Below are 23,713 nucleotides of genomic sequence, written 5' to 3'. Positions count from 1 at the left end.
AAACTGCACTCCTTATCCGACAAAAAGATTCTAACAAATATTATACTATATTCTTTGTGTAAAGCCCAGCAAAAGAACGGATTTTAAGGTTTGTTCACATTTTGAAAAAAATTCACAAAATTTTAAGCGCAAATTTGATGGGTTCAGCGGTTCCTGCCTTGTGTTTCCGTGAAAACGTGGTATAATGTTAACGAGATTTTGAAGGAAAGGCTGATTGTTGGATGGTCGGCGTGGTGCGCGGCACCACGGCTGTGTTCATTATTTTCCCTGAAACGAAAGTAATCCCGGCTCGGTATGTGGGGATGAAGGGAGTTGATCTTATTATTACACGTGTAAAAGCATGGTGTGATAACGTGAAAGAAGTTTTATTTCGGATTCGGCGGGATTCTGCGCTGGCAGATCGGTATTTGGCTTATGCGGTGGCTGCGTCCTTGTTTCTGCCCGGCAGTGTGAGCGGTGTAGCCATTGTCTTGGCAGCATTTTATGTGATGGTGGACTACCGACGTCGGGAAATTGTTTTTCAAGCGCCGTTTATGAAGTTGCTTTTTGGCTTTTTTGTCCTGTCTTTCTTCGTGGCGGCAGGTTACAAGAATTATATGGGCATGGTGATGACGCTCATGCTGATGGCCATGTTGGTGTATGGAATGTACTTGCGCTGCACGGTTGAGCGTCGTGTTTTTAATCGGATGCTTGACATTGTCTGTGTGATGAGCATTTTTGCTGTTCTGGTGGCTGTAGTTCAGAAAGCAGCGGTTTTTGCGGTCAATCCCAACTATCGCCCGGTTTCCTTTTTTACAAACGCCAATTACTTTGGTACGATGATTGAGTTTACGGTCATGGTCGTGCTGTACCGTGCTTTTACTAACCGACAGTTCGGCCCGCTGTATGTGGCGGTTCTGGGAATTAACTTGATTGGAATGTACCTGTGCAGTTCCATGTCTGCCTTGGGCGCTATGTCTGTTGGAGTTGTTGCGTTTTTGTTGTACAAGCGGCAGTATAAGTACAGCGGCTTCTATGTGGCCGCTCTATTGCTTTTCTTTTATGCAAACCACTTTTTGCCGGGACTTTTTCCGCGCGTGGAAGCCATTTCCTCAACAACTGACCAGCGGCTGTCCATCTGGCACGGCGCGCTGATTGGCATTTCGCAAACCCCGATTCTGGGGCGCGGGCTGCGTGCATACAGCATGATTTATGATTCGGTGGGCACATACGCGACCTATCACTGCCACAATTTGTATCTGGACTGTCTGCTCAATTTCGGGATAGTCGGCTGTACGGTGTTTGTTCTGTTTGGCCTTTACTATTTGCGCGATGTGGTGCGGCAGATTCGAGTGCGGTCCGCTAGTAATGCGGCACTGCTTTTTCTTGCTGTGCTTACCGTTACACTCGTTCATGGCTTTACAGATGTCACAGTGTCATGGACGCAGACCGGAATGCTGTTCCTGATCGCCTTTTCGGCAACTGGTTTACGCTCTGCACAAAAGGAGCCGACTCATGCAGCACTCCTTTCCAAGTACGGGTATTTTGTTCAGCCGGAGCTTTCGGTCGGCTATTTACTAAAAGAATAAATTTGTTTATAAGACTTGGTTCTGCCTGATTATGGCGAATCAAGTCTTTTCTTATCTGCAGCTTTTTGAGTGGCAGATTTCCTTCAAAGTGGGCAATACTAAATTCAACAAAATGTAAAGGAGCGAAGAAATGAAACTTCAAATTCAAACGGTACATGCACGGGAAATTTTAGACTCGAGGGGCAATCCAACAGTGGAGGCGGAAGTCCTCCTCACTAACGGAATCACAGGCAGCGCGGCTGTGCCGAGCGGTGCGTCTACGGGCGCCTATGAGGCGTTGGAACTTCGCGATGGGGACACAGCCCGCTACAATGGCAAAGGCGTTTTGAAAGCCGTAGAGAACATCAATACGACAATCGCAAAGCGCCTCGCTGGCATGGATGTGACGGACACCGGCGCCATTGATCGGGCGATGTGCGCCTTGGACGGCACGAAGGATAAATCGGAGTTGGGCGCCAATGCAATTCTTGCAGTTTCCCTGGCGTGCGCAAGAACTGCTGCCAGTGCATTGGAGATTCCGCTCTATCGCTTCCTGGGCGGTGCCAATGCCGGAACACTGCCGGTGCCAATGATGAATATTTTAAACGGCGGTGCGCACGCGGCGAATACGGTCGATATCCAGGAGTTTATGATCATGCCTGTTGGTGCACCAAATTTTCATGAGGGACTGCGTATGTGCGCGGAAGTTTTCCATACGCTGGCTGCAATCCTGAAGAAAGAGGGTTTGGCAACTGCTGTGGGGGATGAGGGTGGCTATGCGCCCAATCTGGGCAGTGATGAGGAAGCACTGCAGTATTTGATTCGCGCCATTGAGCAGGCCGGCTACCGGATTTACGATGACTTTGTACTGGCAATTGACGCGGCTGCCAGCGAGTGGCAGAGCGGAAAGGGCTCCTACCTGCTCCCAAAATGCAAAAAAACGTTTACAACTGAAGAACTGATTCAGCATTGGGCAGACCTTGCAGGAAAGTACCCGATTCGTTCCATCGAAGATGCGTTAGGCGAAGAGGATTGGGACGGTTGGCAGAAACTGACGAAAGCGCTGGGCGGGAACGTGCAGCTGGTTGGCGATGATTTATTTGTAACCAATGTGGAGCGCCTGCAGAAAGGGATTGAAAGCGGCTGCGGAAATTCCATTCTTATCAAGCTGAATCAGATCGGCTCTTTGTCGGAAACGATGGCTGCCATTCGTATGGCGAGCAAGGCCGGGTATACGGCAATCGTTTCACATCGTTCCGGAGAAACAGAGGATACAACCATTGCGGATTTGGCGGTTGCGCTGAACGCGGGGCAGATTAAAACAGGAGCTCCAAGCCGGACAGAGCGGGTGGCAAAGTACAACCGGCTTTTGCGAATTGAAGAGATGTTGGGGGGCAGTGCACGCTATTTAGGAAAAGACTGCTTCTGATGATTTTGCAGTATAACTACTTTACGCCAAGCAAAGCCGGAGAAGATGATTTCAAGTTGCTGAATTGTGTAAGCTTGTTTGCTTTACACTTTAAAAAAGTTAGGGAAAACGCGGGATTCTGACGTGCGAATTTGTTAAGGCGAGGTCTTTTCAAGCAGGAGCTATTGCAAAGCAAATGACTTTTCAAAAAGAAAAGGAAAGGAAAACACTTTACAAAAATCTTCTACTGCAACTGCGATAAATGTACACTTCCAAGCATAAGTAATAGGGAACGAAAAAGTCTGGAGGTGTCAATGATGAAGTTTAAAAAAATTGCCGCTGCAGTTCTGGCAGTAGCACTTGCCACGGCGGTGGTGCCCATGCGGGCGTATGCGCTTGATGAAAAGAAGGACATCCGTGTGCCGGCTGCCGTTTTGATGGAGGCATCCACCGGTCAGGTTCTGTATGAGAAAGCATCGCATGAAAAACGTGCCTGCGCTTCTATTACGAAAGTAATGACGCTTCTACTCGTAATGGAAGCACTGGATTCCGGAAAAATCCATCTGAACGATATGGTCAGCACCAGTGCGCACGCGTCCTCCATGGGCGGTTCTGATATTTGGCTCAAAGAGGGCGAGACGATGTCTGTCAATGACATGATCAAGGCAACGGTGGTGGCTAGTGCCAATGATGCTGCAGTAGCTCTGGCGGAATATATTGCCGGCAGTGATGAAGCGTTTGTGGAGAAGATGAATGCGAAGGCGAAAACGCTTGGCATGAAAGATACTGTCTTTAAAAATTGCAATGGCCTCGACGCAGAGGGGCACGTTACCAGCGCTTATGATGTGGCGCTGATGAGCCGGGCACTGATTCAGCATAAAAAAATTTTTGATTACACTTCCATCTGGATGGACACTCTGCGCGGTGGAAAAACACAGATTGTCAACACCAATAAGCTTTTAAAGAGTTACAAGGGAATCACTGGTCTGAAAACCGGAACGACCAGCGGCGCGGGCAGCTGCATTTCTGCGACGGCAGAGCGCAGTGGTCTGTCTCTGATTGCAGTTGCTCTGGGAGCCAGCAATACCAAAGACCGCTTTGCGGCAGCAACAACGCTTCTGAATTACGGCTTTGCCGGGTGGGCAATGACTTCGCTCAGTAAGCCCAGTGGCGAGCTGACGCCAGTGCCGGTGGAAAACGGAATGTCCAGTCAAGTGTCGGTGCAAACAGATTTTTCCGGCCAGCTTTTAGTGCCAAAAGGGAAAGAGAAGGCAGTTGCCGGGAAGATTACACTGCAGCAGTCTGTGCAGGCACCCGTTCAGAAAGGGCAGAAGCTGGGGGAGGTCACTTATACGCTGGACGGAAAGGTGCTTTGCACCCGCCCGGTAACTGCTGTGACATCCGTCAGTCAAATGTCTTTTTCCCGGGTCCTGCGCCTGTTGCTGATGAATCTTTGGTATGTTTAGAGTGCCCGGTTCTGTTCGCGCATTCTCGGAAGGCCGAGGATGCGCGAATGTTTTGCCCGCAGGCGGTGCCTTGTATCGGCAGGATGTCCAATGTGTAAAAGAAATATAAATTCTGGTGGACTCCCTTGCAAAATTAAGACGGATATTGTAAAATATGAACAAACAGAAGGATCTACAATGATCAAGGAGGGAAAAATATGTCCATTCAGTTGGAAACCCAGCATTTAACCGGGTTTATCGCACCCGAAGAATTTGTATCTGCCGCACCTCAGGTGAAGCTTGCACATGAACTGTTGCACACAGGAAGCGGTGTGGGCAATGATTTTATTGGCTGGGTAAATCTTCCCACGGATTATGATAAGGAAGAGTTTGCTCGAATCAAGGCGGCGGCGGCGCGCATCAAGAAAAATACAGACGTGTTTGTGGTGATTGGCATCGGCGGCTCCTATCTGGGCGCCCGCGCTGCAGTCGAATTTCTGAAGTCCAACAATTACAATACCCTGAAAAAGGATACGCCTGATATTTACTTTATCGGAAACAGCATCAGTTCAACCGCATTGGCAGAAGTACTGGAAATGTGCGAGGGAAAAGATGTTTCCATCAATATGATCAGCAAATCCGGTACCACCACGGAGCCGGCCATCGCATTCCGTGTGCTGCGCGAGATGCTGGTCAAAAAGTATGGCAAAGACGGCGCTCGTGAGCGTATTTTCTGTACCACAGATAAAGAGAAGGGAACACTGAAGCATCTGGCAGACGCCGAAGGCTATGAAACCTTTGTCGTGCCGGATGACGTTGGTGGACGCTACAGCGTTTTGACAGCGGTGGGACTGCTGCCAATTGCAGTGTCCGGCGCGGATATTGACGCGCTGATGGCTGGTGCAGCGAAGGCACAGAAAGCGTACAATAACCCGGATTTGCAGTCGAATCCGTGCTATCAGTACGCCGCCGTACGCAATATGCTGTATCGGAAAGGAAAGGCAATTGAAATTCTAGTCAGCTACGAACCCTGTTTTGCACTTATGAATGAATGGTGGAAACAGCTGTTTGGTGAAAGCGAAGGTAAAAACAACAAAGGTCTATTCCCAGCGTCTGTGGTATTTTCAACAGACTTGCACTCTATGGGACAGTACATTCAGCAGGGGCGCCGCACCATGTTTGAAACCACGGTTCTGTTCGATAAACCGAAAAAGGAAATCAACATCGGCCATGACCCGCAGAATACCGATGGCTTAAACTTCCTTGAAGGAAAGAGTATGGCCTACATTAACGAAAAGGCATTTGAAGGTACTGTGCTGGCTCATACAGACGGCGGCGTGCCGAATGCGGTGGTACGCGTTCCTGACTTTTCAGAGGATTCTCTCGGTCAGCTGATTTATTTCTTTGAAAAAGCCTGCGCGGTTTCCGGATACATGATGGGTGTCAATCCATTTGACCAGCCCGGTGTGGAAAGCTACAAAAAGAATATGTTTGCTCTGCTTGGCAAGCCCGGTTATGAAGCTCAGAAGGATGCTCTGGAGGCCAGACTGAAAAAGTGAAGTAACCGCCTGCCTTGCTGAAATATACAAAAATAAGGGGATAATATCATGATTACATTCATTACTGGGAAAAAAGGTTCTGGAAAAACAAAGAAGCTGATTGAACGTGCAAACGCTGCGGTTGCAGCTTCCAAGGGCAACGTTGTTGTCATTGAAAAGGGCTTGAAACTCACATATGATGTAGACCATGCGGCACGCCTGGTGGACATTGAAGCTTATGGCATCAAGGGCGCCGATGCTCTGTTCGGTTTTGTCAGCGGCATTTGCGCAGGCAATTACGATGTTACGGATATTCTGGTGGACTCCACGTTGAAGATTATCGGGCCGGATCTGCAGCAACTGGTTCCGTTTGCTGAAAAGATGAGCGCGCTGGCAGCCATGGCGAATACCAACATCACGTTCCTGATTTCTGCTGACAACTCCGAAATTCCGGAGGAAGTCTGCAAATTTGCAAATGAAGTCTGAGCGGTCGCTTTTGTGAGATCTGTATTAGGAAATGCTGCTGAAGGGAAGGATTTCAGCGGCGTTTTCCTGTTGTCTGCAAGAATTTTTTCGGTTTTTCTTGACAAGAAACCGGTCAGCGTCTATAATTAACAAATGTAGCGCGTGTTGAGGTGTATCATGCTTTTGAATTTGAAAAAAAAGATACAGGAAGAGGGAAGCGTTCTTCCGATTCAGGAAACGTTGGACCTTTCTAAATTGGAGTACAATGCGGCATATCCGTTTGTGGCTCCGGTGCGGGCAGAAGGTACTGTGGAAATGCACGGTGGGTTTGCACAGCTTTCTGTTGCAGTATCCTTTGATTTTTCCATTCCGTGTGACCGCTGCACCTCTCAAATCAATCGGCGCTTTACCTATCGGTTCTCTCACACTTTGGTGGAGGCTCTGTCCAATGAGCAGGACGCGGACGATGACCAGTATGTGGTGCTGGAAGCAGATGGCTCTTTGGATTTGGACCGTCTGCTGACAGAAGACATTCTGCTGGAGCTTCCCACAAAGTTTTTATGCAGGGAAGACTGCAAGGGGCTTTGCCCGACTTGCGGCAAAAACCTGAATGACGGACCGTGCGGATGCAGTCAACATCAGATTGACCCTCGTCTTGAGGTGTTAAAACAGCTGATAGATAAACCAGAGTAATGTAAGGAGGTGCTGACATGGCAGTACCAAAGGCAAAAATTTCTAGTGCACGACAGAACAAACGGCGTTCCAGCGTTTGGAAGATTAGCGCTCCTGCTCTGATGAAATGCCCAAAATGTGGTGAGTACAAGGTTGCACATCAGGTGTGCGGCAACTGCGGTTATTACAACGGCAGGCAGGTAATCAAAAAGGACATCTAAGCGGATGCTCTGCTGATTTTCGGAAAATTCAGGGGTTGTCTCATTTTGCGGAGCTCCGGCTTCGCAGGGGCAACTCCTGTTTTTCTCTGCATGGGGTTCTGCGCGGCTGGGCAATACAGATGTAGAGTCTGAACCGGTGCTTCTCTGTTCCTTAGGAAAGTGCCGTACGAAATTCCTTGAATGGATACTGATACTGTGGAGCCCTAAATTGTCCGGCTGGTGCTCTGCAGTGGATTGGGAGTGAAAAAATGTCGAAACCTGTTGTTGCGGTCGTTGGCCGGCCAAACGTCGGGAAGTCAACGTTGTTTAATAAACTCGTAGGACAGCGGCTGTCGATTGTGGATGACACACCCGGTGTTACGCGAGACCGAATTTACGGAGAATGTGAGTGGTGTGGCCGCAAGTTCACACTGATTGATACCGGCGGAATTGAGCCGAATACCAAAGATGTTTTACTTTCGCAAATGCGGGATCAGGCACAGCTTGCGATGGATTCTGCGGATGTCATTATCATGGTGACGGATTTACGCGTGGGCGTTACAGCGGCAGACGCGGAAGTTGCGTCTATGCTGCTCAAAAGCGGTCGACCGGTTGTTTTGTGCGTGAATAAATGTGACTCCGTTGGGGACCCTCCTGCAGAGTTTTATGAATTTTATAATTTGGGGCTGGGAGATCCCATGGCGATTTCTTCCGTTCACGGACATGGCACGGGGGATCTTTTGGACAAAGTGATTTCTTTTTTGCCGGAAGAAGAAACGGAAGAAGCAGACAGCAGTGTGATCCGCGTGGCTATCATCGGCAAGCCCAATGTGGGAAAATCCTCTTTAGTAAACTGTATTGCCGGTGAAAACCGCTGTATCGTTTCCAATATCGCCGGAACAACGCGGGATGCGATTGATACGGAAGTTGAAAATTCGTTCGGCAGGTTTGTCTTGATTGATACGGCAGGGATTCGCCGTAAAAGCAAAGTCACCGAGCAAATTGAACGTTACAGCGTTCTGCGGGCGCAAATGGCCATTGAGCGGGCAGATGTCTGTGTCATCATGATCGATGCGCTGGAGGGCTTTACCGAGCAGGACTCCAAGGTGGCAGGCCTTGCGCATGAAGCGGGAAAAGGCTGTGTGGTTGCCGTTAATAAATGGGATGCGGTTGAAAAGGAGACTGGCACCATGTCTGCGATGCGGACTAAGCTGGAAGAGGACTTTTCCTTTATGAGTTATGTGCCGATTCTGTTCCTTTCTGCAAAAACGGGGCAGCGCGTTGACGGCTTGTTTGAAACGATTCGTCAGGTCGCCGAGTCTAATCAGCGCAGAATTGCAACCGGTGTGCTCAATGATGTGCTGGCACAGGCAACTGCACGCGTACAGCCGCCTACCGATAAAGGGCGCAGACTGAAAATTTACTATATGACACAGGCGAGCACCCGCCCACCGACGTTTGTCTGTTTTGTTAATTCAGCAGAATTGTTTCACTTTTCTTACCAGAGGTATCTGGAGAACCGTATTCGGGAAACTTTCGGACTGAATGGTACCCCAGTTCGATTCATCGTACGGGAACGAAAACAAGACAAATAAACCGGGTTTTCAGAGGAGGAACCTTCTATGCAATATCCTGCGAATCTCATCGCGGCGATTTTAATCACGGTCCTAGTAAGCTATTTGATTGGCAGCATCAGTTTTTCCATTATTTTCACACGCGTTTTTGATAAAAGAGATATCCGAACCATGGGAAGCGGAAACGCCGGCATGACAAACGTGCTTCGCTCGGCAGGCTTGAAACCCGGTATCCTGACCACAGTTTTTGACTTTCTGAAAGGAATTGTGGCTTGCCTTATCGGAGAGGCAATTTTCTCTGCCTTTTTGGGCACACAGTCGGAACTGTTTCGGTATGGGGTGTATGCAGCCGGCATAGCAGTTGTGCTGGGGCATATGTATCCGGTCTTTTTCGGCTTTCGCGGCGGAAAAGGCGTGCTGACCACGGCGGCTTTTCTGCTGATGATTACCCCGCCGGTGCTTGCGTGCGATTTTTCTTTGTTTTTGATTCTTGCGCTTCTGACGAAATATGTTTCTTTGGGTTCGATTATCGCAGCGGCAACGTTTCCCTTTTGGGGTTGGCTTTTCAATTACCTGTTTTTCTTTCGGACAGGGGAGGTTTCCCTGCAATATATGGTTCTGACGACACTGCTGCTATGCTTTCTGTCGGCGTTTGTTGTTGGACGGCATCATGCGAACATTGGACGCCTGCTGCATGGTACGGAGAAGAAATTTTCTCTGCATCACGAGAAAAACTAAAAAAGCCGTTTCCGTATCAGTAGATTTACTGTACGGAAACGGCTTTTTTATGAAAATAGAGCGCAGAAAAAAGGAACCCTGAAGGGTTCCTGATTTTCGCAGATTTGCTTCTCAGACAGCTCGTTTTACCTTGCCGGAACGCAGGCAACGGGTGCAGGCGTAAATACGCTTGGGAGAACCGTCAACGATTGCTTTTACGCGCCGAATATTGGGCTTCCAGGAACGATTGGAACGCCGGTGAGAGTGGGAGACTTTAATACCGAAAGCAATATCCTTGCCGCAAATTTCGCACTTTGCCATGAGTCTGCACCTCCTTTAAAAGGACTTATGCATATTGCGATAACAGATACATTATACAGGAAGATTCCTGAAAAAGCAAGTATTATTTTGCCTTTTCGCGGGCAGCTTGTATTTTATCCGCAACCGTATTATAATGGACTATACCCCTATGACCTAACTTCGTTTTTGAAGGAGAAATGATATGTTATACACGGTACTCCAGTCTATTACCCGCGGTGAAGGCATCAATATGGCCAGCCTGATTGCACAGATTCTGGCTTCTGTGCTGATTATCTTCCTGATTCTGCCTTTTCACGAACTTGCGCACGGCTGGGTTGCTGGGAAACTTGGAGACCCGACCGCGAAATATTCCGGCAGGCTGACCTTTAATCCGCTGGCAAGCGTGGATTTGTTTGGTACAGTCAGTTTGCTTCTGTTTGGCATCGGTTGGGCAAAACCGGTGCCCGTCAATCCGCGGTATTTTAAAAAGCCCAAGCGAGACATGGCAATCACGGCACTGGCAGGCCCGGTTGCAAATCTGCTTGCCTCTTTCGTCAGCGCGGTGCTGCTGAACCTTGTAGTCGTGCTCAGCGGTGGCAGTGTTTTGGCCGGAACGTATGTGCCGAGTACGGTAGTCACCTTTTTGATTGCCTTTTTTGGTGCCTGCACGACCATCAATATTTCTCTTGCGGCGTTTAATTTGCTGCCAATTCCGCCGTTGGACGGTTCCCGCATTTTAGCAATGTTTTTAAGTGACCGGGCGATGGAAGCTTACTATCGTTATCAAAATATAGTTATGTACGTCTTATTTGCCTTGCTACTGGTGGGCGTATTGGACGTACCACTTGCCATCTTGCAGAATTTATTTACCAGCGGCGTTCAATTCCTTGCAAATTTGCCATTTTATGCGCTTGGCGTGTAATAAACGGAAGCTATATGGAAAAGCTAACCTATAAATTAGATACGTTTGAAGGGCCGCTGGATCTTCTTCTGTATCTGATACGAAAAAACAAACTGAATATCTGTGACATTCCGATTGCGAAAGTGTTGGATCAATATATGGAGCAAATCGATGCTGCCAGAGAGCAGAATCTGGATATTTCCAGCGAGTTCTTGGAAATGGCTGCGCGACTCGTCTATATGAAAACCGTGTATTTGCTGCCAAAGCATGAGGAAGCGGATACACTGCGGGCGGAACTTTCCGGCCAGTTGCTGGAGTATGAAGCGTGCAGGCAGGTGGCAGCGCTTCTGGGTGAGGAGTTCCAAATGGATTCTTTCACTCGAGAACCTGCCGCTTTTCCGCCGGACACGACGTACCGCCGACCCATTTCAGCGCAGCAGCTTCTACAGGCGTATAGCGATGCCGCTGGACGTCGTGCGGTGCCGCCGCCGACCCAAGCTTCTTTTTCCGCGATTATGGCGCACCGGGTCGTTTCGGTTGCCTCGCAGATTATTTATGTCCTGCGCAGACTTTGGACAGACAGACGCATTTCCTACAGAACCTTGTTTGTGCACAAGAAGGATCGTTCGGAAATTGTCGCAACATTCCTGGCGGTGCTGGAGCTGGTCAAGGGAAAACGTGTGCGTGTGGAGGGTGATACAGAAAACCCAACTGTGGAACTTTTAAAGGCAGGTGAGCGCAAATGCAAAAGGAAACATTGATTGGTGCTCTGCAGGCCATGTTGTTTGCCAGCGGAGAGCCGTTGGCTTTGGAGCGCATCGCGGCAGTGTTGGAACTGGAATCTGCGGAAGCGCTGACACTGGCGGAAGAAACAAGAATTGCTTTCAATGCTGCCAACCTGGGGGTTCAGATTGTTCGTGTAGAGGACAGCTATCAGATGTGCAGCGCACCTGCCTTTGCACAGCAGGTGCGTGCACTGTTGGAAATCCGGCGCAACGCACCGCTTTCACAAGCCGCCCTGGAGGTGCTGGCAATTATTGCATATAACCAGCCGGTTACCAAGGCTTTTGTAGAGCAGATTCGTGGCGTGGATTCTTCCGGCGTTGTGGGCAGTCTGTGCCAGAAGGGCTTGGTAGAAGAACGCGGGCGCTTGGAACTGCCCGGCAGGCCACTTCTGTATGGGACAACCGCGAACTTTCTGCGCTGTATGGGGATTTCTTCTTTGGAGGGGTTGCCTTCTTTGAAGCATACGGGACCATCTGGCAGTTATGGTGGGCAGGGGGCTGCCGGCACGGCGGAGGCAGAGGCATGACCTTCTGGAAAATTTTTTTGCTGATAAATGCCGTCGGCTTCTTGCTGACGATGGCTTCCGTTCGTTTTCGTTTGTCCTATGAGCAGGAACTGGGGCTGAAGATTTCTTATCTGTGCTTTTCTTATACAGTTTTTCCAAAAAAAGAAAAGACAAAAAAGCAAAAGTTGCAGCGGCAGGTCCAAAATAAGAAACCGCGTGAAAATATGCTGAAAACTGTGTATCAGGAAAAAGGACTGCGGGGTTTGCTGCATTTGCTGCGTTTCCTGACAGAAATTGCGGCGGGAGCCTTGCAGAATGTGTTTCGTCATATGCGTGTCAAAACCCTTTCACTGCACGTGGCAGTAGCGCAGGCAGATGCGGCGGAAACTGCCGTTGTTTATGGCAACGTTTGCGCGGTGATCTATCCGACGTTTTCTGCACTGACTGGCAAAATGCAATGCAAGCGGTTTGAAGTTGCCGTTGTACCCGATTTTCAGGCGGCGCAGACTAAAATTCAAGGGTATGCAGATGTCAAAGTTCGGGTATCTATTCTGCTGATCACAGCCGTACAGGCGTTGTTCAAATACATGAAAACAGCAAAATCGGCTACAATAAACGAAGAAAATAAAAAGGGAAAAGGCGGTGTAGCAAATGAGCGGCAACCATCCAATTGAGGGCATGATGGACACAACCCTCAGCAACATTAAACAAATGGTGGATATCAACACCATTGTCGGTGACCCAATCACATCTCCGGACGGTACCATCATCATTCCAATTTCTAAAATTAGTTACGGATTTGCATCCGGCGGTTCTGACTTTGCCTGCAAAGTAAGTCCGGATAAGGAGTTCTTCGGCGGCGGCGCCGGTGCGGGCGTTTCTATTAACCCAGTGGCTTTTCTGACGATTTCAAACGGGAATGTGAAGATGCTGCAGATTGACCCATACAATTCCTCGGCAGATCGCATCGTCGGCATGGTGCCGGATATCGTAGACAAGGTCAACGATATGTTAAACAGCAAAAAGAAGAAGAAAGAAAATCAGCCGGAGGGAACAGCAGAAACTTTTCCAACCGAGCCGCAAGTATAATTTTTTGGCAGCCGCCTGCATACAAGTATTCAAGGGCAGGTGGTTGTTTTGTATCAAAATAGAAAATTGAAAAGTTTATTAAAAAGCCTAGTCACACTGCTGCTTGCAGGTGCAGTCGTTATCGGAGCGCGGTGTCCGGTTTCCGCAGCAGAAATTCCTGCGGTGCCAACGGTTTCCGCACAGTCGGCAATTTTAGTCAATGCGGATGATGGCTCGGCTTTGTGGCAGAAAAATGCGCAGCAGAAACGTCCCATGGCCAGCACAACGAAAATCATGACTGCACTCTTGACATTGGAGGCGGCAGCTTGTGAGGACCGCACGGTGGAGATTACAGCGGATATGCTGCGAGTTGAGGGGTCTTCCATGGGGCTGCAGGTGGGCGACCGCATTTCCCTGAAAGGGCTTGCGGCGGGAATGCTCAGTACATCCGGCAATGATGCGGCTATGGCAGCGGCATATGCGCTTGCCGGAGGGCCGGTGCCTTTTGCAAAGAAAATGAACCAGCGTGCACAGGAACTTGGAATGGTCCATACGCATTTTGTCACGCCATCCGGTCTGGATGACGAGGAACATTACTCTACAGCGGAGGATATGGCGAAACTTGCGTGCGCGGCAATGAAAAATGAAGATTTCGCGGCTATTACGGCACGAAAAACAGTCAAAGTTACATTCGCACAGCCAGCAGCTACCAGAGCATATACCAATCATAATAAATTGCTTGCCCAGTATCAGGGCTGTATCGGTGTTAAAACCGGTTTTACCAAGAAAGCGGGACGCTGCTTGGTCAGCTGTGCGCAGCGCAGCGGGGTTCGCCTGATTGCCGTTACGCTGAACGCACCGGATGACTGGAAAGACCACCAGACCATGCTGGATTACGGCTTTTCTCAGCTGCAGTCGGTTCCGCTGGACGACAGCGCTTATACGGCAAATCTGCCGGTTGTGGGGAGCAGCGTTATTAGTGTACAGGTGAAAGGAACGGCTGGGGGCGCTCTCGTGATTCCGAAAGGCGCGAAATTGGTGCGCAGTGTGGAACTGCCACATTTTTTGTACGCACCGCTTGACAAAACACAGCCGGTCGGACAGGTGGTTTACCGACTGAACGGGCGAGAAGTTGGCCACACAGTCTTGACAGCCGGTCCCGCCGTAGTGCAGCAGGCATCCAAACGCAGTTTTGGGCAGATTCTACTGGACTTTTTTCAAAGCGTGTTTCAGTAAATAAGAAAATAGAATTCGAAATAAAGGACGGAAAATATGACAGAAACAATTCGATTACAGAAAATTTTGGCGGACGCTGGCGTGGCGTCCCGGCGCAAGGCGGAGGAAATGATTTCAGCTGGCTTTGTAAAAGTGAATGACCGCCCTGCACAGGTCGGAGATAAAGCAGACCCGAAGCACGATAAGATTACAGTACATGGAAAGTTGCTCAATACACATACGCAGGCCGTTTATCTCATGCTGCACAAACCACGCGGATTCATCACAACCATGTCTGACGAACGCGACCGAAAGTGCGTCGCAGAACTGGTGAAGGAAGTGCCCGCCCGCGTTTATCCGGTCGGCAGGCTGGACCGGGAAAGCGAAGGACTGCTGCTGATGACGAATGACGGGGAGTTTGCCAATGCTATGACGCATCCGTCACGACACGTGCCAAAGACCTATCGCGTTACAGTGCGTCCGGGTGTGACCGAAGAGCAGCTCACACAGCTTACGGTTGGCATTATGATTGAGGGGCGCAAAACAGCTCCGGCACAGGTCAGGGTTCTGCATCAGGAGAGCGGAAGAGTGGTTCTGGAGATTGTCCTGCATGAGGGCAGGAATCGCCAGATTCGAAAGATGTGCGAAGCGGTTGGGCTGGAGGTCGCCCGCTTGAAGCGAACGGCAATTGGCCCACTGCGGCTGAGTATGCTGCAGTCCGGTGAATGGCGGTACCTGACACCGCAGGAAGTCAAGCAGCTGACAGCTGCAGCCAAAGCTGACAAGCGTATGCCGGTGCAGCGGTGAGCCCCGCATAAGATTTCTTTCGACAAAAAGGACAAGAATCACTTGCGAAACACCGGCATTTCGTTTATAATTTAACTGCTATTCTATTTTTAACGGCACTAAAAGCCACATTCTTTCAATCAAAGCAGACGGAGGGGTTCCTTATGAGCAATACCGGTGCGGTTGACTCGCTGCAAAATGCGCGGGAGCGCATGACAAACACCGTGGGTGAAAAACGCCTCAGTGCCCTTTTTGACGAAGGCAGCTTTTTAGAGATTGACCGCTTTGCCCTGTCTGGAAATGCCGGAGTGGAGGCGGCAGCCGGATTTGGCACCGTGGAAGGTTGCCCAGTCTATGCTTTTGCGCAGAACAGCGACCTTTCTGGCGGCGCAATCAGCAGGGCACAGGCACAGAAAATTCAAAAAATATTCACACTGGCCGCACAGAACGGCGCACCGGTGGTCGGAATTTATGATTCTATCGGTGGACGCTTGCAGGAAGGCGGCAGTTTGCTCGAAGATTATGGCGGAATTTTGCAAAAGACCAATGCGCTTTCCGGCGTGGTTCCGCAGATTTCACTGATTTTAGGCCCCTGCATCGGCGCATCCGCAATGATTGCCGCGTGCGCGGACTTTGTTGTAATGTCCCAAAATGCGGAATTAACAATTTCTTCAGGCGGCGAAGATGGTGCCGCCGTGGATGCGGCGAAACGTGGGGAAGCAGCGCTGGTGCTGCCGACAGAAGAAGCAGCGGTTGCCGCGGCGCGCAGTCTGCTTGCGAAGCTTCCTGCCAATAATCTGGATGCCGTCGGTTTTGATGATGAAAATGACGCGACGGGTATCCTGCAGGCGGGCATTTCTGCGAAAGAAGCGGCGCAAGCTGTGTCGAATGCCGGTTCTCTGCAGGAACTGAGTGCTTTATTTGGGGCATCCGCGTTTACGGCGTTGGCGGGAATCGGCGGTATTTCTGCGGGTGTGGTGGCTTATGACGGTGTGCTTGACGCGGATTCCTGCGTCAAGGCTGCGCGATTTATTCGCTTTTGTGATGCGTTTCATATCCCCGTTCTTAGTTTTGTGAACGCAGATAAGTTTATTTCTCTGCGCGCAGCTTCTATGCTCTCGGATGCTTATGCGGAAGCAACGACCGCGAAAATTTCCGTTTTAGTTGGAAAGGCGTATGGCTCGGTATATCTCGCGACTGCCGGTTGCGGTGCCAATGCGGATTATACGATGGCGTGGCCGGATGCGGTGGTTTCTGCTTTGGCACCAGAAACCGGAGCGGCTTTTCTTTGGAATGACAGACTGGCTGACTCTGCCGACCCAATAGGCGATCGCAAAAAATTGATTGCGCAGTATGCGCATGAAGAGGGAAGCCCATTGAAGGCAGCGGGTTACGGCTTGATTGAAACTGTTGTTTTACCACAGGAGACACGGGATAAACTGCTTCACGTACTGGACATGCTTTCGTCTAAACGTGTTTCGACCATGCCGAAAAAACACAACAATATCCAGCTTTAAATTTGGGCGATTACCGTAAACAAGGAGGAACCATTCATGAAACATCTGAAAATTACCGTTAATGGCATTCCCTATGATGTACAGGTAGAGGAACAAGATTCCGCTGCGGTGCAACCACCCAAGCTACAGCCACAGCCGGTTGCGGCTGCGGCTCCCAAAGCAGCCACACCGGCGCCTGTTTCAGCACCTGCAGCCAAACCGGCTGCAGACGCGGAAGTTATCAACAGTCCCATGCCGGGCACAATTGTCAATATTCCTGTTCAGCCGGGACAGAGTGTGCAATCGGGCGATGTGCTTTTAATTCTGGAAGCAATGAAAATGGAAAATGAGATTATGGCTCCGCACGAAGCGGTGGTTGACAGCGTATTGGTTTCCAAAGGGCAGAGCGTGGAGTCCGGAACACCGCTCGTGGCACTCCGTTAAGGGGGCGGCAAAAATATGGCAAGGAAGATTGGAATTACAGAGGTTGCCCTGCGGGACGCACCACAGTCCCTGATTGCCACCCGAATGCCGATTGGCGATATGCTCCCGATTCTCGATAAGTTGGATCAAATCGGGTACTATTCTTTGGAGTGCTGGGGTGGCGCCACCTTTGACAGCTGCCTGCGTTTTTTAAATGAAGATCCTTGGGAGCGACTGCGGCTTCTGCGGAAAAACTGCCCGCATACCAAGCTACAGATGCTTTTCCGTGGGCAGAATATGCTGGGTTACCGGCACTATGCGGATGATGTGCTGGAATATTTCGTGCAGCGCAGTGTTGCAAACGGAATTGACATTATTCGCATTTTCGACGCACTGAATGATATTAAAAATCTGCAGACAGCCATCCGCGCGGCGAAAAAAGAAGGAGCAACGGCGCAGGTTGCCATTTCCTACACGACCGGCCCTGTTTTTACAACGGATTATTATGTCTCCTATGCAAAGCAGATTGAAGAGTCTGGCGCGGATTCGATTTGTATTAAGGATATGGCGGCCTTGCTCACTCCGTATAAAACATTTGAATTGGTTTCTGCACTGAAAAAAGCGGTGCATCTGCCGATTCAGCTGCATACGCATTATACTTCCGGCCTGGCGTCGATGTGCCTGCTGAAAGGAATTGAGGCCGGCGCGGATGTAATCGATACAGCAATTTCTCCATTGGCTTTGGGAACATCCCATGCACCGACAGAATCCATGGTGGCTGCTCTGCAGGGTACGGAATATGACACGGGACTTGATTTGAAAGCTTTCGGAGAAATTCGCGAATACTTTATGAAGCTCCGTAAGAAGTATATAGAAAGCGGACTGCTTGACCAAAGTATGCTGGCAACCAATACGAAAGCGCTGCTATATCAGGTTCCGGGCGGAATGCTTAGCAACCTGCTGTCACAGTTAAAGCAGGCCGGAAAAGCCGACCAGCTGGAGGCTGTTTTGCAGGAAGTTCCGCGTGTGCGTGAGGATGCAGGTTATCCACCATTGGTTACGCCGACCTCGCAGATTGTCGGCACGCAGGCAGTATTCAATGTGATTACCGGCGAGCGCTACAAAATGTGTACCAATGAATTCAAGGATTTAATTGCAGGAAAGTACGGTGCCACGCCAATGCCGATTGAGGAATCCTTTGTCCACAGGATTATCGGTGACCAGCCGCGCATCACCTGCCGTCCAGCCGATTCGTTAAAACCGGAACTGGACACTCTGCGAAAGGAATGCACGCAGTGGGTGGAACAGGAAGAGGACGTACTGTCCTATGCGATGTTCCCGAAAGTGGCAACGGACTTTTTCAAAAAACGTGCTGCGGCAAAGTATGGCGTAGATGCTAAACACGCGGATTCACAGGCACAGATTCATCCGGTATAAGACGACATTAAATGCAAGGCGGTTTTTCTTTTACAGAAACACCGCCTTTTTCAGTGGTTGACAAGCAGGGGACAAACCTGCTACAATAAAAGCGTATGCAATGAATCTGCAGCTGCATTTTGCAGTGGAAAACGAGATGGTTTTTTGATAAAAAGCATGACCGGCTACGGCCGGCAGGAGGAAATACTCGGTACACGGCACATTCAAGTGGAGATTAAGTCCGTAAATCACCGGTATTTCGAGTTCACAACCCGTGTCAGCCGCGGTTACAGTTTTCTGGAAGAAAAAATGAAGACATATATTCGAAACTTTGTCGCGCGCGGCAAGGTTGACCTTTTTATTTCTGTGGAATCCACGGAGGGTGCGGATGTAGAGATTTCTGTAAACCGTAATGTGGCGGCAGGCTATATTTCTGCCATGCGGGAACTTTGCAGTGATTATGAGCTTGAAGATGATATAACCGCGTCCACTTTAGCTCGATTTAGTGATATTTTTACAGTTTCGCGCAAGCCGGAAGATGAAAATGCGGTTTGGAACGATGTCAAAACAGTAGCAGATCAAGCAATTGCTTCGTTTCTGCATATGCGCATTGTAGAAGGCCAAAAACTAAAAGAGGATGTTTCTGCACGCGCGGAGAAAATTCTTTCTCTCGTTAAAGAGGTGGAGCAGCGTTCGCCGGAAACGGTGGAAGCCTACCGCAGGCGTCTGTATGCCCGCTTGCAGGAAGTGCTGCAGGACAAAGCAATTGATGAGCAGCGCGTCGTGACGGAGGCAGCTCTTTTTGCTGATAAAATTGCTGTCGATGAAGAAACCGTGCGGCTGCGCAGCCATCTTGCGCAGTTTCAAAAATTGCTGGAGTCTGCAGAACCAGTGGGTCGTAAGCTGGATTTTCTGGTGCAGGAAATGAACCGGGAGGCCAATACGATCGGTTCCAAATGCTCTGACACGCAGATTGCTTATGCTGTCGTTGACATAAAAGCGGAGATTGAAAAAATCCGAGAGCAAATTCAAAATATTGAGTGACAATCTGCAAATCAGGGGGAAGCACAAATGAAACTGATCAATATCGGTTTTGGCAACATGGTTTCTGCAAACAGGCTGGTCGCAATCGTCAGTCCTGAGTCTGCACCGATCAAGCGCATTATTCAGGATGCAAAGGAACGCGGCACGCTGATTGATGCAACCTATGGCCGCAGGACGCGCGCAGTGATCATTATGGACAGTGAACATGTGATTTTGTCAGCGGTTCAGCCGGAAACGGTCGCAAACCGACTGAATGACAAGGATGACGATTTGGAGGATGAGGAACTGGATGAGGATGACGAATAAAGGACTGCTCGTCGTTCTTTCCGGACCGTCCGGAACCGGAAAGGGCACGGTGCTGAAAGCTTACTTCGCAAAGCATCCGGAGGCGCGGCTGTCGGTTTCCGCAACAACGCGTGCACCCCGACCCGGTGAGCAGGACGGTCGGGAATATTTCTTTGTTTCAAAGGAAGAGTTTCAGCAAATGCAGCAGGAACACGCACTGTTGGAGAGTGCGGAATACTGTGGGAACTGTTACGGCACGCCTCTTGCCCCAATTGAGGCGTGGCTGCAAAAAGGGTATGACGTTTTCCTGGAAATTGAAGTGCAGGGCGGGGCACAGGTGCAGAAGCTGCTTCCCGACAGCGTCGGTATATTTATTCTGCCTCCGTCTGCCGCAGAGCTTGCGAATCGTCTGCGCGGCCGCGGTACAGAAGCGGAGGCGGTTGTGCAGAAACGTCTGCACGCGGCGAAAGAAGAAATTCTGCAGGCGAAGCAGTATGACTATGCGGTCGTCAATGATACGGTGGAGCAGGCGGTAGAGGACATTGCCGCTATTTTATATGCCGAAAAGCACAAAACCAGCCGGAATCCGGCGCTGATAGAAAGGGTGCTGAACAATGATTAAACCAATTGCAGATTTGCTGACAGAACCGGGACAAAGCCGCTACGCACTGTGCGTGGGGGTTTCCAAGCGTGCACGCGAGATTGCTGCCGAAGCAGAGGACAAAGGCGAAATTCTGGACGAAAAGCCCGTGGAGCTGGCAGTGGAAGAACTGAAAAAACATGAGTACCGCATTGTGGAGTCAGACCGCAACGAGGACGAAGAAGCAGACGAAGCCAAGGAAATTAAAATTGAAGAGCAGATCATCGAGGAAGCGGCTCCGAATGTCCAATAAACGCCTTTCAGCGGAGGGGAACAGTGCATGCGGATTGTCAAAGTTGCTGTAGAAAAGACGGTTTATCATTTTGATAAAGACTTTGACTATGCTGTGCCGGATGCGTTGGTTTCGCGCGCCATGCCAGGCTGCCGGGTGCGCATTCCGTTTGGAACAGCCAACCGCGTTTGCCAGGGAATGATACTGTCGGTACGGGATGCGGAAGGCGATGCAAAAATCAAGTTTTTGCAAGCGGTGCTGGATGAAGCACCGCTTCTTTCAGATGAGATGCTTTTTATGGTGCCATGGCTGAAAGAACGTTATTTCTGTACGTTGTTTGATGCGGTCAAGCTGCTGCTTCCGGCCGGTTTAACTTACCGGGTACGGAAATTATACACGCTGGCGGCGGGCGTTACCAAGGAGCAGATCCTTTCACTGCCTGCTGATGAGCGAAACGCGGTCTTGCCGCTTTTGCAAAAACCGCAGCAAGAACGGAATGCCTTGCTGCGGGAAGCCGGACTTCCGCCGGATGCCGAGGTGCTGGAGCGGCTATGCAAAAAAGAAATTTTGCATTGTACGGCCGATACGGTGCGGCGTGTGGGGGATGCATCGCAAAAAATGGTGCGGCTTTGCAGTTCGCTTCCGGAACCGCTCAAACTGACCCCGCGGCAGCGAGAGGTTTTCAAGGTTTTGCAGGATGCTGGCTGTGCTTCTGTCAAAGAGGTGTGTTACTTTACAGGTGTAACACCAGCTGTAATTAAAAATATGACAAAGCACGGTGTCTGTGAAACTTATGAACAGGAAACGTATCGAACGCCATATCTGGATGCGGAAACTTCTGAAACGGGTCTGCAGGAACCCATAAGCCTTTCTTCGGAACAGCACATCGCTTACGAACATCTTTATGAGTCTTATCAAACAGGAAAAGCATCCGTTTCTCTGCTGTATGGTGTGACCGGCAGCGGAAAGACCAACGTGTACCTCTGCCTGATTGACAAAGTTTTGGCAGATGGGCGGAATGTGATTTTGATGGTGCCGGAAATTTCCTTGACACCGCAGTCTGTCCGCATTTTCCAGCGACGGTACGGCAGGCGTGTTGCGGTGTTTCACAGTGGACTATCCGTTGGCGAGCGCATGGATGAATGGAAGCGTGTAAAACGTGGGGAGGCTGCGGTGGTTGTGGGAACCCGTTCCGCTGTGTTTGCTCCACTGCCACATTTAGGGTTGGTTATTGTGGATGAAGAGCAGGAATCTACCTATCAGTCAGAAAGTTCTCCACGGTACCATGCGAAAGAAGTCGCATGGTTTCGCTGCCGGTATCACAAAGCACTGCTGCTGCTTGCTTCTGCAACGCCGTGCGTGGAAACGTACTATGCGGCTCGCACCGGTAAAATTGGTTTGGAAATTCTTGAACACCGTTACGGGGAAGCCAAATTGCCGCAGGTTTGTATCTGCGATATGAATCGGGAACTGCAGGACGGAAATACCACAATGCTCAGCAGGCCTTTGCTGGAAGCTCTGCATGAGAACCTGCGGCAGAAACGGCAGTCTATTCTTTTATTGAACCGGCGCGGATACAACACGTTTGCGTCCTGCCCGGACTGCGGCTATGTCATGACTTGCCCGAACTGCAGCATTTCGCTTACTTATCATGCGGCAAACCATCGCCTGATGTGTCATTACTGTGGTTATTCTGTGCCGTTTACTGCGGAATGTCCATCGTGCCACAGCCGACATATGCGCTATGCCGGTGCCGGAACCCAGCGCGCAGAAGAACAGCTGCAGGAGATGCTGCCGCAGGCTCGCATTCTTCGCTTGGATGCAGATGCCGCTATGCGCCGATATGCGTATGAAGAGAAGTTGCACCAGTTTGCTGAAGGCGCATATGATTTGATAGTGGGTACACAGATGGTGGCGAAGGGGCTGGACTTTGAAAATGTTACCGTCGTAGGTGTCTTGTCGGCAGATCAGTCCCTGTACAGCGATGACTTCCGCAGTACGGAGCGCACCTTTGACTTGCTGACGCAGGTGATTGGCCGTGCGGGCCGGGGACGCTTCTGCGGCCGTGCGTTTTTGCAGACTTTTACTCCCGAAAATCCGGTCTTTGCTTTGGCTGCCCGGCAGGATTATCCTTCTTTTTATGAGCAGGAACTGCCGCTGCGAAAAGTGATGCTGTATCCTCCGTTTTCAGACTTGTGTGTGGTTGGCTTTGTCAGTGCGGAGGAGCGGGCAGCGCGGGAGGGGAGTATTCAATTTTTGCGAAGCCTGCAGGAAGCGGCGCAGAAGATGTATCGGCAGCTTCCGCTGCGCGTCTTGAATCCTTCGCCTGCACGGATTTATCGCGCTGGCGGAAAATATCGCTATAAACTTTTACTAAAATGCCGGAACAGTACACTGTTCCGGCAGATGTTGGCACAACTCCTGTCGGAGTTTGCTAAAAGCCGTATTGGAAAAGCTGTGACTGCATTTGCAGATATCAATCCGGAAAATATACTTTGATTCCGGAAATAGAGAATTACTAATTTTAGGAGGAACTTATGATGGCGCTTCGCAATATTCGCAAAGAAAATGACCCGTGTTTAAAGGTTGTCTGCCGTCCAGTTGAAAAGTTTGATGAAAAGCTGGGGCAGTTGTTGGATGATATGTACGATACCATGAAACAGGCAGATGGTGTGGGTTTAGCAGCGCCTCAGGTGGGCATTCGCCGCCGCGCAGTTGTCATTGATGTCGGTGAGGGGCGGCTGGAACTGGTTAATCCGGAATTCTTGCTGCAGGAAGGGGAGCAGCAGTGCGTTGAGGGCTGCCTGTCCTTTCCGAATCGCTGGGGCGTTACACACCGTCCGCAGCACGTGAAAGTCCGCGCACAGCGCCGGGACGGTACTTTTTTTGAAGTGGACGCAAAGGATTTTCTTGCGCTAGCCTGCTGCCATGAAATTGACCACCTTAATGGCATTGTGTTCCTTTCTCATGTGGAGCATTTCCTGACCAATGAGGAACTGCAGAAAATGCACTGAGGTGCTTCGCATATTTCTTGGCTCTCTGTAATAAAC

The 23,713-nt window shown here is 50.1% G+C and carries 26 protein-coding genes; 25 read left to right on the top strand and 1 reads right to left on the bottom strand.

Annotated elements, in window-relative coordinates; translation table 11 throughout:
* The first annotated feature begins 221 nt into the window (after nucleotides 1–221).
* The 9 genes from PXC00_RS07420 (at nucleotide 222) to plsY (ending at nucleotide 9,587) form a co-directional block, all read left to right on the top strand.
* Nucleotides 222–1,568 carry an O-antigen ligase family protein gene (locus tag PXC00_RS07420; protein WP_275844992.1) on the top strand — a complete coding sequence of 449 codons (1,347 nt, stop codon included), beginning with the start codon at nucleotides 222–224 and terminating at the stop codon, nucleotides 1,566–1,568.
* A 130-nt stretch (nucleotides 1,569–1,698) separates the two neighbouring features.
* Nucleotides 1,699–2,976, top strand: a complete 1,278-nt coding sequence (gene eno, locus PXC00_RS07415; RefSeq protein WP_275844993.1) for a phosphopyruvate hydratase — start codon at nucleotides 1,699–1,701, stop codon at nucleotides 2,974–2,976.
* A gap of 293 nt (nucleotides 2,977–3,269) precedes the next feature.
* Nucleotides 3,270–4,421: a D-alanyl-D-alanine carboxypeptidase family protein gene (locus tag PXC00_RS07410; RefSeq protein WP_275844994.1), complete on the top strand. Its 1,152-nt coding sequence runs from the start codon at nucleotides 3,270–3,272 to the stop codon at nucleotides 4,419–4,421.
* 197 nt (nucleotides 4,422–4,618) lie between these two features.
* A complete protein-coding gene (locus PXC00_RS07405) occupies nucleotides 4,619–5,959 on the top strand; it encodes a glucose-6-phosphate isomerase (protein WP_275844995.1) in 1,341 nt (446 codons plus the stop codon).
* A gap of 48 nt (nucleotides 5,960–6,007) precedes the next feature.
* Entirely contained in the window at nucleotides 6,008–6,424 is a 417-nt protein-coding gene (locus tag PXC00_RS07400) for a hypothetical protein (RefSeq protein ID WP_275844996.1), read from the top strand.
* Nucleotides 6,425–6,580: 156 nt separating this feature from the next.
* The gene (locus tag PXC00_RS07395; RefSeq protein ID WP_275844997.1) at nucleotides 6,581–7,096 is read left to right on the top strand and encodes a YceD family protein; all 516 of its coding nucleotides are present in this window, start codon (nucleotides 6,581–6,583) and stop codon (nucleotides 7,094–7,096) included.
* A 17-nt stretch (nucleotides 7,097–7,113) separates the two neighbouring features.
* Nucleotides 7,114–7,296 (top strand): 50S ribosomal protein L32, encoded by a 183-nt coding sequence (rpmF, locus tag PXC00_RS07390; protein ID WP_275844998.1) that lies wholly within the window; start codon nucleotides 7,114–7,116, stop codon nucleotides 7,294–7,296.
* Nucleotides 7,297–7,544: 248 nt separating this feature from the next.
* Complete coding sequence (gene der, locus PXC00_RS07385) at nucleotides 7,545–8,870, top strand: ribosome biogenesis GTPase Der (protein ID WP_275844999.1); 1,326 nt, start codon at nucleotides 7,545–7,547, stop codon at nucleotides 8,868–8,870.
* A gap of 27 nt (nucleotides 8,871–8,897) precedes the next feature.
* Nucleotides 8,898–9,587: a glycerol-3-phosphate 1-O-acyltransferase PlsY gene (gene plsY / locus PXC00_RS07380; protein WP_275845000.1), complete on the top strand. Its 690-nt coding sequence runs from the start codon at nucleotides 8,898–8,900 to the stop codon at nucleotides 9,585–9,587.
* Between the two features lie 111 nt (nucleotides 9,588–9,698).
* Here plsY and rpmB read toward each other — a convergent pair whose 3' ends face one another.
* Nucleotides 9,699–9,887, bottom strand: coding sequence for a 50S ribosomal protein L28 (gene rpmB / locus PXC00_RS07375; RefSeq protein ID WP_275845001.1), 189 nt, complete (start codon nucleotides 9,885–9,887; stop codon nucleotides 9,699–9,701).
* 181 nt (nucleotides 9,888–10,068) lie between these two features.
* Here rpmB and PXC00_RS07370 point away from each other — a divergent pair, with 181 nt between their 5' ends.
* From PXC00_RS07370 to def, 16 genes are all read left to right on the top strand, one after another.
* Complete coding sequence (locus tag PXC00_RS07370; RefSeq protein WP_275845002.1) at nucleotides 10,069–10,788, top strand: site-2 protease family protein; 720 nt, start codon at nucleotides 10,069–10,071, stop codon at nucleotides 10,786–10,788.
* Nucleotides 10,789–10,802: 14 nt separating this feature from the next.
* Nucleotides 10,803–11,528, top strand: a complete 726-nt coding sequence (locus PXC00_RS07365) for a segregation and condensation protein A (protein WP_275845003.1) — start codon at nucleotides 10,803–10,805, stop codon at nucleotides 11,526–11,528.
* Complete coding sequence (gene scpB / locus PXC00_RS07360; RefSeq protein WP_275845004.1) at nucleotides 11,510–12,079, top strand: SMC-Scp complex subunit ScpB; 570 nt, start codon at nucleotides 11,510–11,512, stop codon at nucleotides 12,077–12,079. The genes PXC00_RS07365 and scpB overlap by 19 nt, the downstream gene beginning before the upstream one ends.
* Nucleotides 12,076–12,732: a DUF2953 domain-containing protein gene (locus PXC00_RS07355; RefSeq protein WP_316934899.1), complete on the top strand. Its 657-nt coding sequence runs from the start codon at nucleotides 12,076–12,078 to the stop codon at nucleotides 12,730–12,732. Before scpB ends, PXC00_RS07355 begins: the two co-directional genes overlap by 4 nt.
* Nucleotides 12,710–13,147 carry a GerW family sporulation protein gene (ytfJ, locus tag PXC00_RS07350; protein ID WP_275845007.1) on the top strand — a complete coding sequence of 146 codons (438 nt, stop codon included), beginning with the start codon at nucleotides 12,710–12,712 and terminating at the stop codon, nucleotides 13,145–13,147. The genes PXC00_RS07355 and ytfJ overlap by 23 nt, the downstream gene beginning before the upstream one ends.
* Before the next feature lie 48 nt (nucleotides 13,148–13,195).
* Complete coding sequence (locus tag PXC00_RS07345) at nucleotides 13,196–14,362, top strand: D-alanyl-D-alanine carboxypeptidase family protein (protein ID WP_316934898.1); 1,167 nt, start codon at nucleotides 13,196–13,198, stop codon at nucleotides 14,360–14,362.
* A gap of 36 nt (nucleotides 14,363–14,398) precedes the next feature.
* Nucleotides 14,399–15,148 carry a pseudouridine synthase gene (locus PXC00_RS07340; RefSeq protein WP_275845009.1) on the top strand — a complete coding sequence of 250 codons (750 nt, stop codon included), beginning with the start codon at nucleotides 14,399–14,401 and terminating at the stop codon, nucleotides 15,146–15,148.
* Nucleotides 15,149–15,291: 143 nt separating this feature from the next.
* Nucleotides 15,292–16,644, top strand: coding sequence for a carboxyl transferase domain-containing protein (locus PXC00_RS07335; protein ID WP_275845010.1), 1,353 nt, complete (start codon nucleotides 15,292–15,294; stop codon nucleotides 16,642–16,644).
* 36 nt (nucleotides 16,645–16,680) lie between these two features.
* Nucleotides 16,681–17,067 carry a biotin/lipoyl-containing protein gene (locus tag PXC00_RS07330; protein WP_275845011.1) on the top strand — a complete coding sequence of 129 codons (387 nt, stop codon included), beginning with the start codon at nucleotides 16,681–16,683 and terminating at the stop codon, nucleotides 17,065–17,067.
* 15 nt (nucleotides 17,068–17,082) lie between these two features.
* Nucleotides 17,083–18,483: an oxaloacetate decarboxylase subunit alpha gene (locus tag PXC00_RS07325; protein ID WP_275845012.1), complete on the top strand. Its 1,401-nt coding sequence runs from the start codon at nucleotides 17,083–17,085 to the stop codon at nucleotides 18,481–18,483.
* Nucleotides 18,484–18,627: 144 nt separating this feature from the next.
* Nucleotides 18,628–19,506: a YicC/YloC family endoribonuclease gene (locus tag PXC00_RS07320; protein ID WP_275845013.1), complete on the top strand. Its 879-nt coding sequence runs from the start codon at nucleotides 18,628–18,630 to the stop codon at nucleotides 19,504–19,506.
* Between the two features lie 27 nt (nucleotides 19,507–19,533).
* Nucleotides 19,534–19,812, top strand: a complete 279-nt coding sequence (gene remA, locus PXC00_RS07315; RefSeq protein WP_275845014.1) for an extracellular matrix/biofilm regulator RemA — start codon at nucleotides 19,534–19,536, stop codon at nucleotides 19,810–19,812.
* The gene (gene gmk / locus PXC00_RS07310; protein ID WP_275845082.1) at nucleotides 19,802–20,413 is read left to right on the top strand and encodes a guanylate kinase; all 612 of its coding nucleotides are present in this window, start codon (nucleotides 19,802–19,804) and stop codon (nucleotides 20,411–20,413) included. Before remA ends, gmk begins: the two co-directional genes overlap by 11 nt.
* The gene (locus PXC00_RS07305; RefSeq protein ID WP_275845015.1) at nucleotides 20,406–20,684 is read left to right on the top strand and encodes a DNA-directed RNA polymerase subunit omega; all 279 of its coding nucleotides are present in this window, start codon (nucleotides 20,406–20,408) and stop codon (nucleotides 20,682–20,684) included. Before gmk ends, PXC00_RS07305 begins: the two co-directional genes overlap by 8 nt.
* A 27-nt stretch (nucleotides 20,685–20,711) precedes the next feature.
* Nucleotides 20,712–23,162, top strand: a complete 2,451-nt coding sequence (priA, locus tag PXC00_RS07300) for a replication restart helicase PriA (RefSeq protein ID WP_275845016.1) — start codon at nucleotides 20,712–20,714, stop codon at nucleotides 23,160–23,162.
* A gap of 41 nt (nucleotides 23,163–23,203) precedes the next feature.
* Nucleotides 23,204–23,677 carry a peptide deformylase gene (gene def / locus PXC00_RS07295; protein ID WP_275845083.1) on the top strand — a complete coding sequence of 158 codons (474 nt, stop codon included), beginning with the start codon at nucleotides 23,204–23,206 and terminating at the stop codon, nucleotides 23,675–23,677.
* Nucleotides 23,678–23,713: the final 36 nt, after the last annotated feature.

It is taken from the genome of Caproicibacterium argilliputei (assembly GCF_029211325.2).
In the GTDB taxonomy this organism is placed as follows: Bacteria; Bacillota; Clostridia; order Oscillospirales; family Acutalibacteraceae; genus Caproicibacterium; species Caproicibacterium argilliputei.
The sequence above is the reverse complement of the archived record's forward strand: the minus strand, read 5'-3'. Positions and strand labels throughout refer to the sequence as shown.

Bases quoted from the DNA above. Each gene is read 5' to 3' on its own strand.
- PXC00_RS07420 (WP_275844992.1), top strand. From the start codon at position 222: ATGGTCGGCGTGGTGCGCGGCACCACGGCTGTGTTCATTATTTTCCCT.
- eno (WP_275844993.1), top strand. From the start codon at position 1,699: ATGAAACTTCAAATTCAAACGGTACATGCACGGGAAATTTTAGACTCG.
- PXC00_RS07410 (WP_275844994.1), top strand. From the start codon at position 3,270: ATGATGAAGTTTAAAAAAATTGCCGCTGCAGTTCTGGCAGTAGCACTT.
- PXC00_RS07405 (WP_275844995.1), top strand. From the start codon at position 4,619: ATGTCCATTCAGTTGGAAACCCAGCATTTAACCGGGTTTATCGCACCC.
- PXC00_RS07400 (WP_275844996.1), top strand. From the start codon at position 6,008: ATGATTACATTCATTACTGGGAAAAAAGGTTCTGGAAAAACAAAGAAG.
- PXC00_RS07395 (WP_275844997.1), top strand. From the start codon at position 6,581: ATGCTTTTGAATTTGAAAAAAAAGATACAGGAAGAGGGAAGCGTTCTT.
- rpmF (WP_275844998.1), top strand. From the start codon at position 7,114: ATGGCAGTACCAAAGGCAAAAATTTCTAGTGCACGACAGAACAAACGG.
- der (WP_275844999.1), top strand. From the start codon at position 7,545: ATGTCGAAACCTGTTGTTGCGGTCGTTGGCCGGCCAAACGTCGGGAAG.
- plsY (WP_275845000.1), top strand. From the start codon at position 8,898: ATGCAATATCCTGCGAATCTCATCGCGGCGATTTTAATCACGGTCCTA.
- rpmB (WP_275845001.1), bottom strand. From the start codon at position 9,887: ATGGCAAAGTGCGAAATTTGCGGCAAGGATATTGCTTTCGGTATTAAA.
- PXC00_RS07370 (WP_275845002.1), top strand. From the start codon at position 10,069: ATGTTATACACGGTACTCCAGTCTATTACCCGCGGTGAAGGCATCAAT.
- PXC00_RS07365 (WP_275845003.1), top strand. From the start codon at position 10,803: ATGGAAAAGCTAACCTATAAATTAGATACGTTTGAAGGGCCGCTGGAT.
- scpB (WP_275845004.1), top strand. From the start codon at position 11,510: ATGCAAAAGGAAACATTGATTGGTGCTCTGCAGGCCATGTTGTTTGCC.
- PXC00_RS07355 (WP_316934899.1), top strand. From the start codon at position 12,076: ATGACCTTCTGGAAAATTTTTTTGCTGATAAATGCCGTCGGCTTCTTG.
- ytfJ (WP_275845007.1), top strand. From the start codon at position 12,710: ATGAGCGGCAACCATCCAATTGAGGGCATGATGGACACAACCCTCAGC.
- PXC00_RS07340 (WP_275845009.1), top strand. From the start codon at position 14,399: ATGACAGAAACAATTCGATTACAGAAAATTTTGGCGGACGCTGGCGTG.
- PXC00_RS07335 (WP_275845010.1), top strand. From the start codon at position 15,292: ATGAGCAATACCGGTGCGGTTGACTCGCTGCAAAATGCGCGGGAGCGC.
- PXC00_RS07330 (WP_275845011.1), top strand. From the start codon at position 16,681: ATGAAACATCTGAAAATTACCGTTAATGGCATTCCCTATGATGTACAG.
- PXC00_RS07325 (WP_275845012.1), top strand. From the start codon at position 17,083: ATGGCAAGGAAGATTGGAATTACAGAGGTTGCCCTGCGGGACGCACCA.
- remA (WP_275845014.1), top strand. From the start codon at position 19,534: ATGAAACTGATCAATATCGGTTTTGGCAACATGGTTTCTGCAAACAGG.
- gmk (WP_275845082.1), top strand. From the start codon at position 19,802: ATGACGAATAAAGGACTGCTCGTCGTTCTTTCCGGACCGTCCGGAACC.
- PXC00_RS07305 (WP_275845015.1), top strand. From the start codon at position 20,406: ATGATTAAACCAATTGCAGATTTGCTGACAGAACCGGGACAAAGCCGC.
- priA (WP_275845016.1), top strand. From the start codon at position 20,712: ATGCGGATTGTCAAAGTTGCTGTAGAAAAGACGGTTTATCATTTTGAT.
- def (WP_275845083.1), top strand. From the start codon at position 23,204: ATGGCGCTTCGCAATATTCGCAAAGAAAATGACCCGTGTTTAAAGGTT.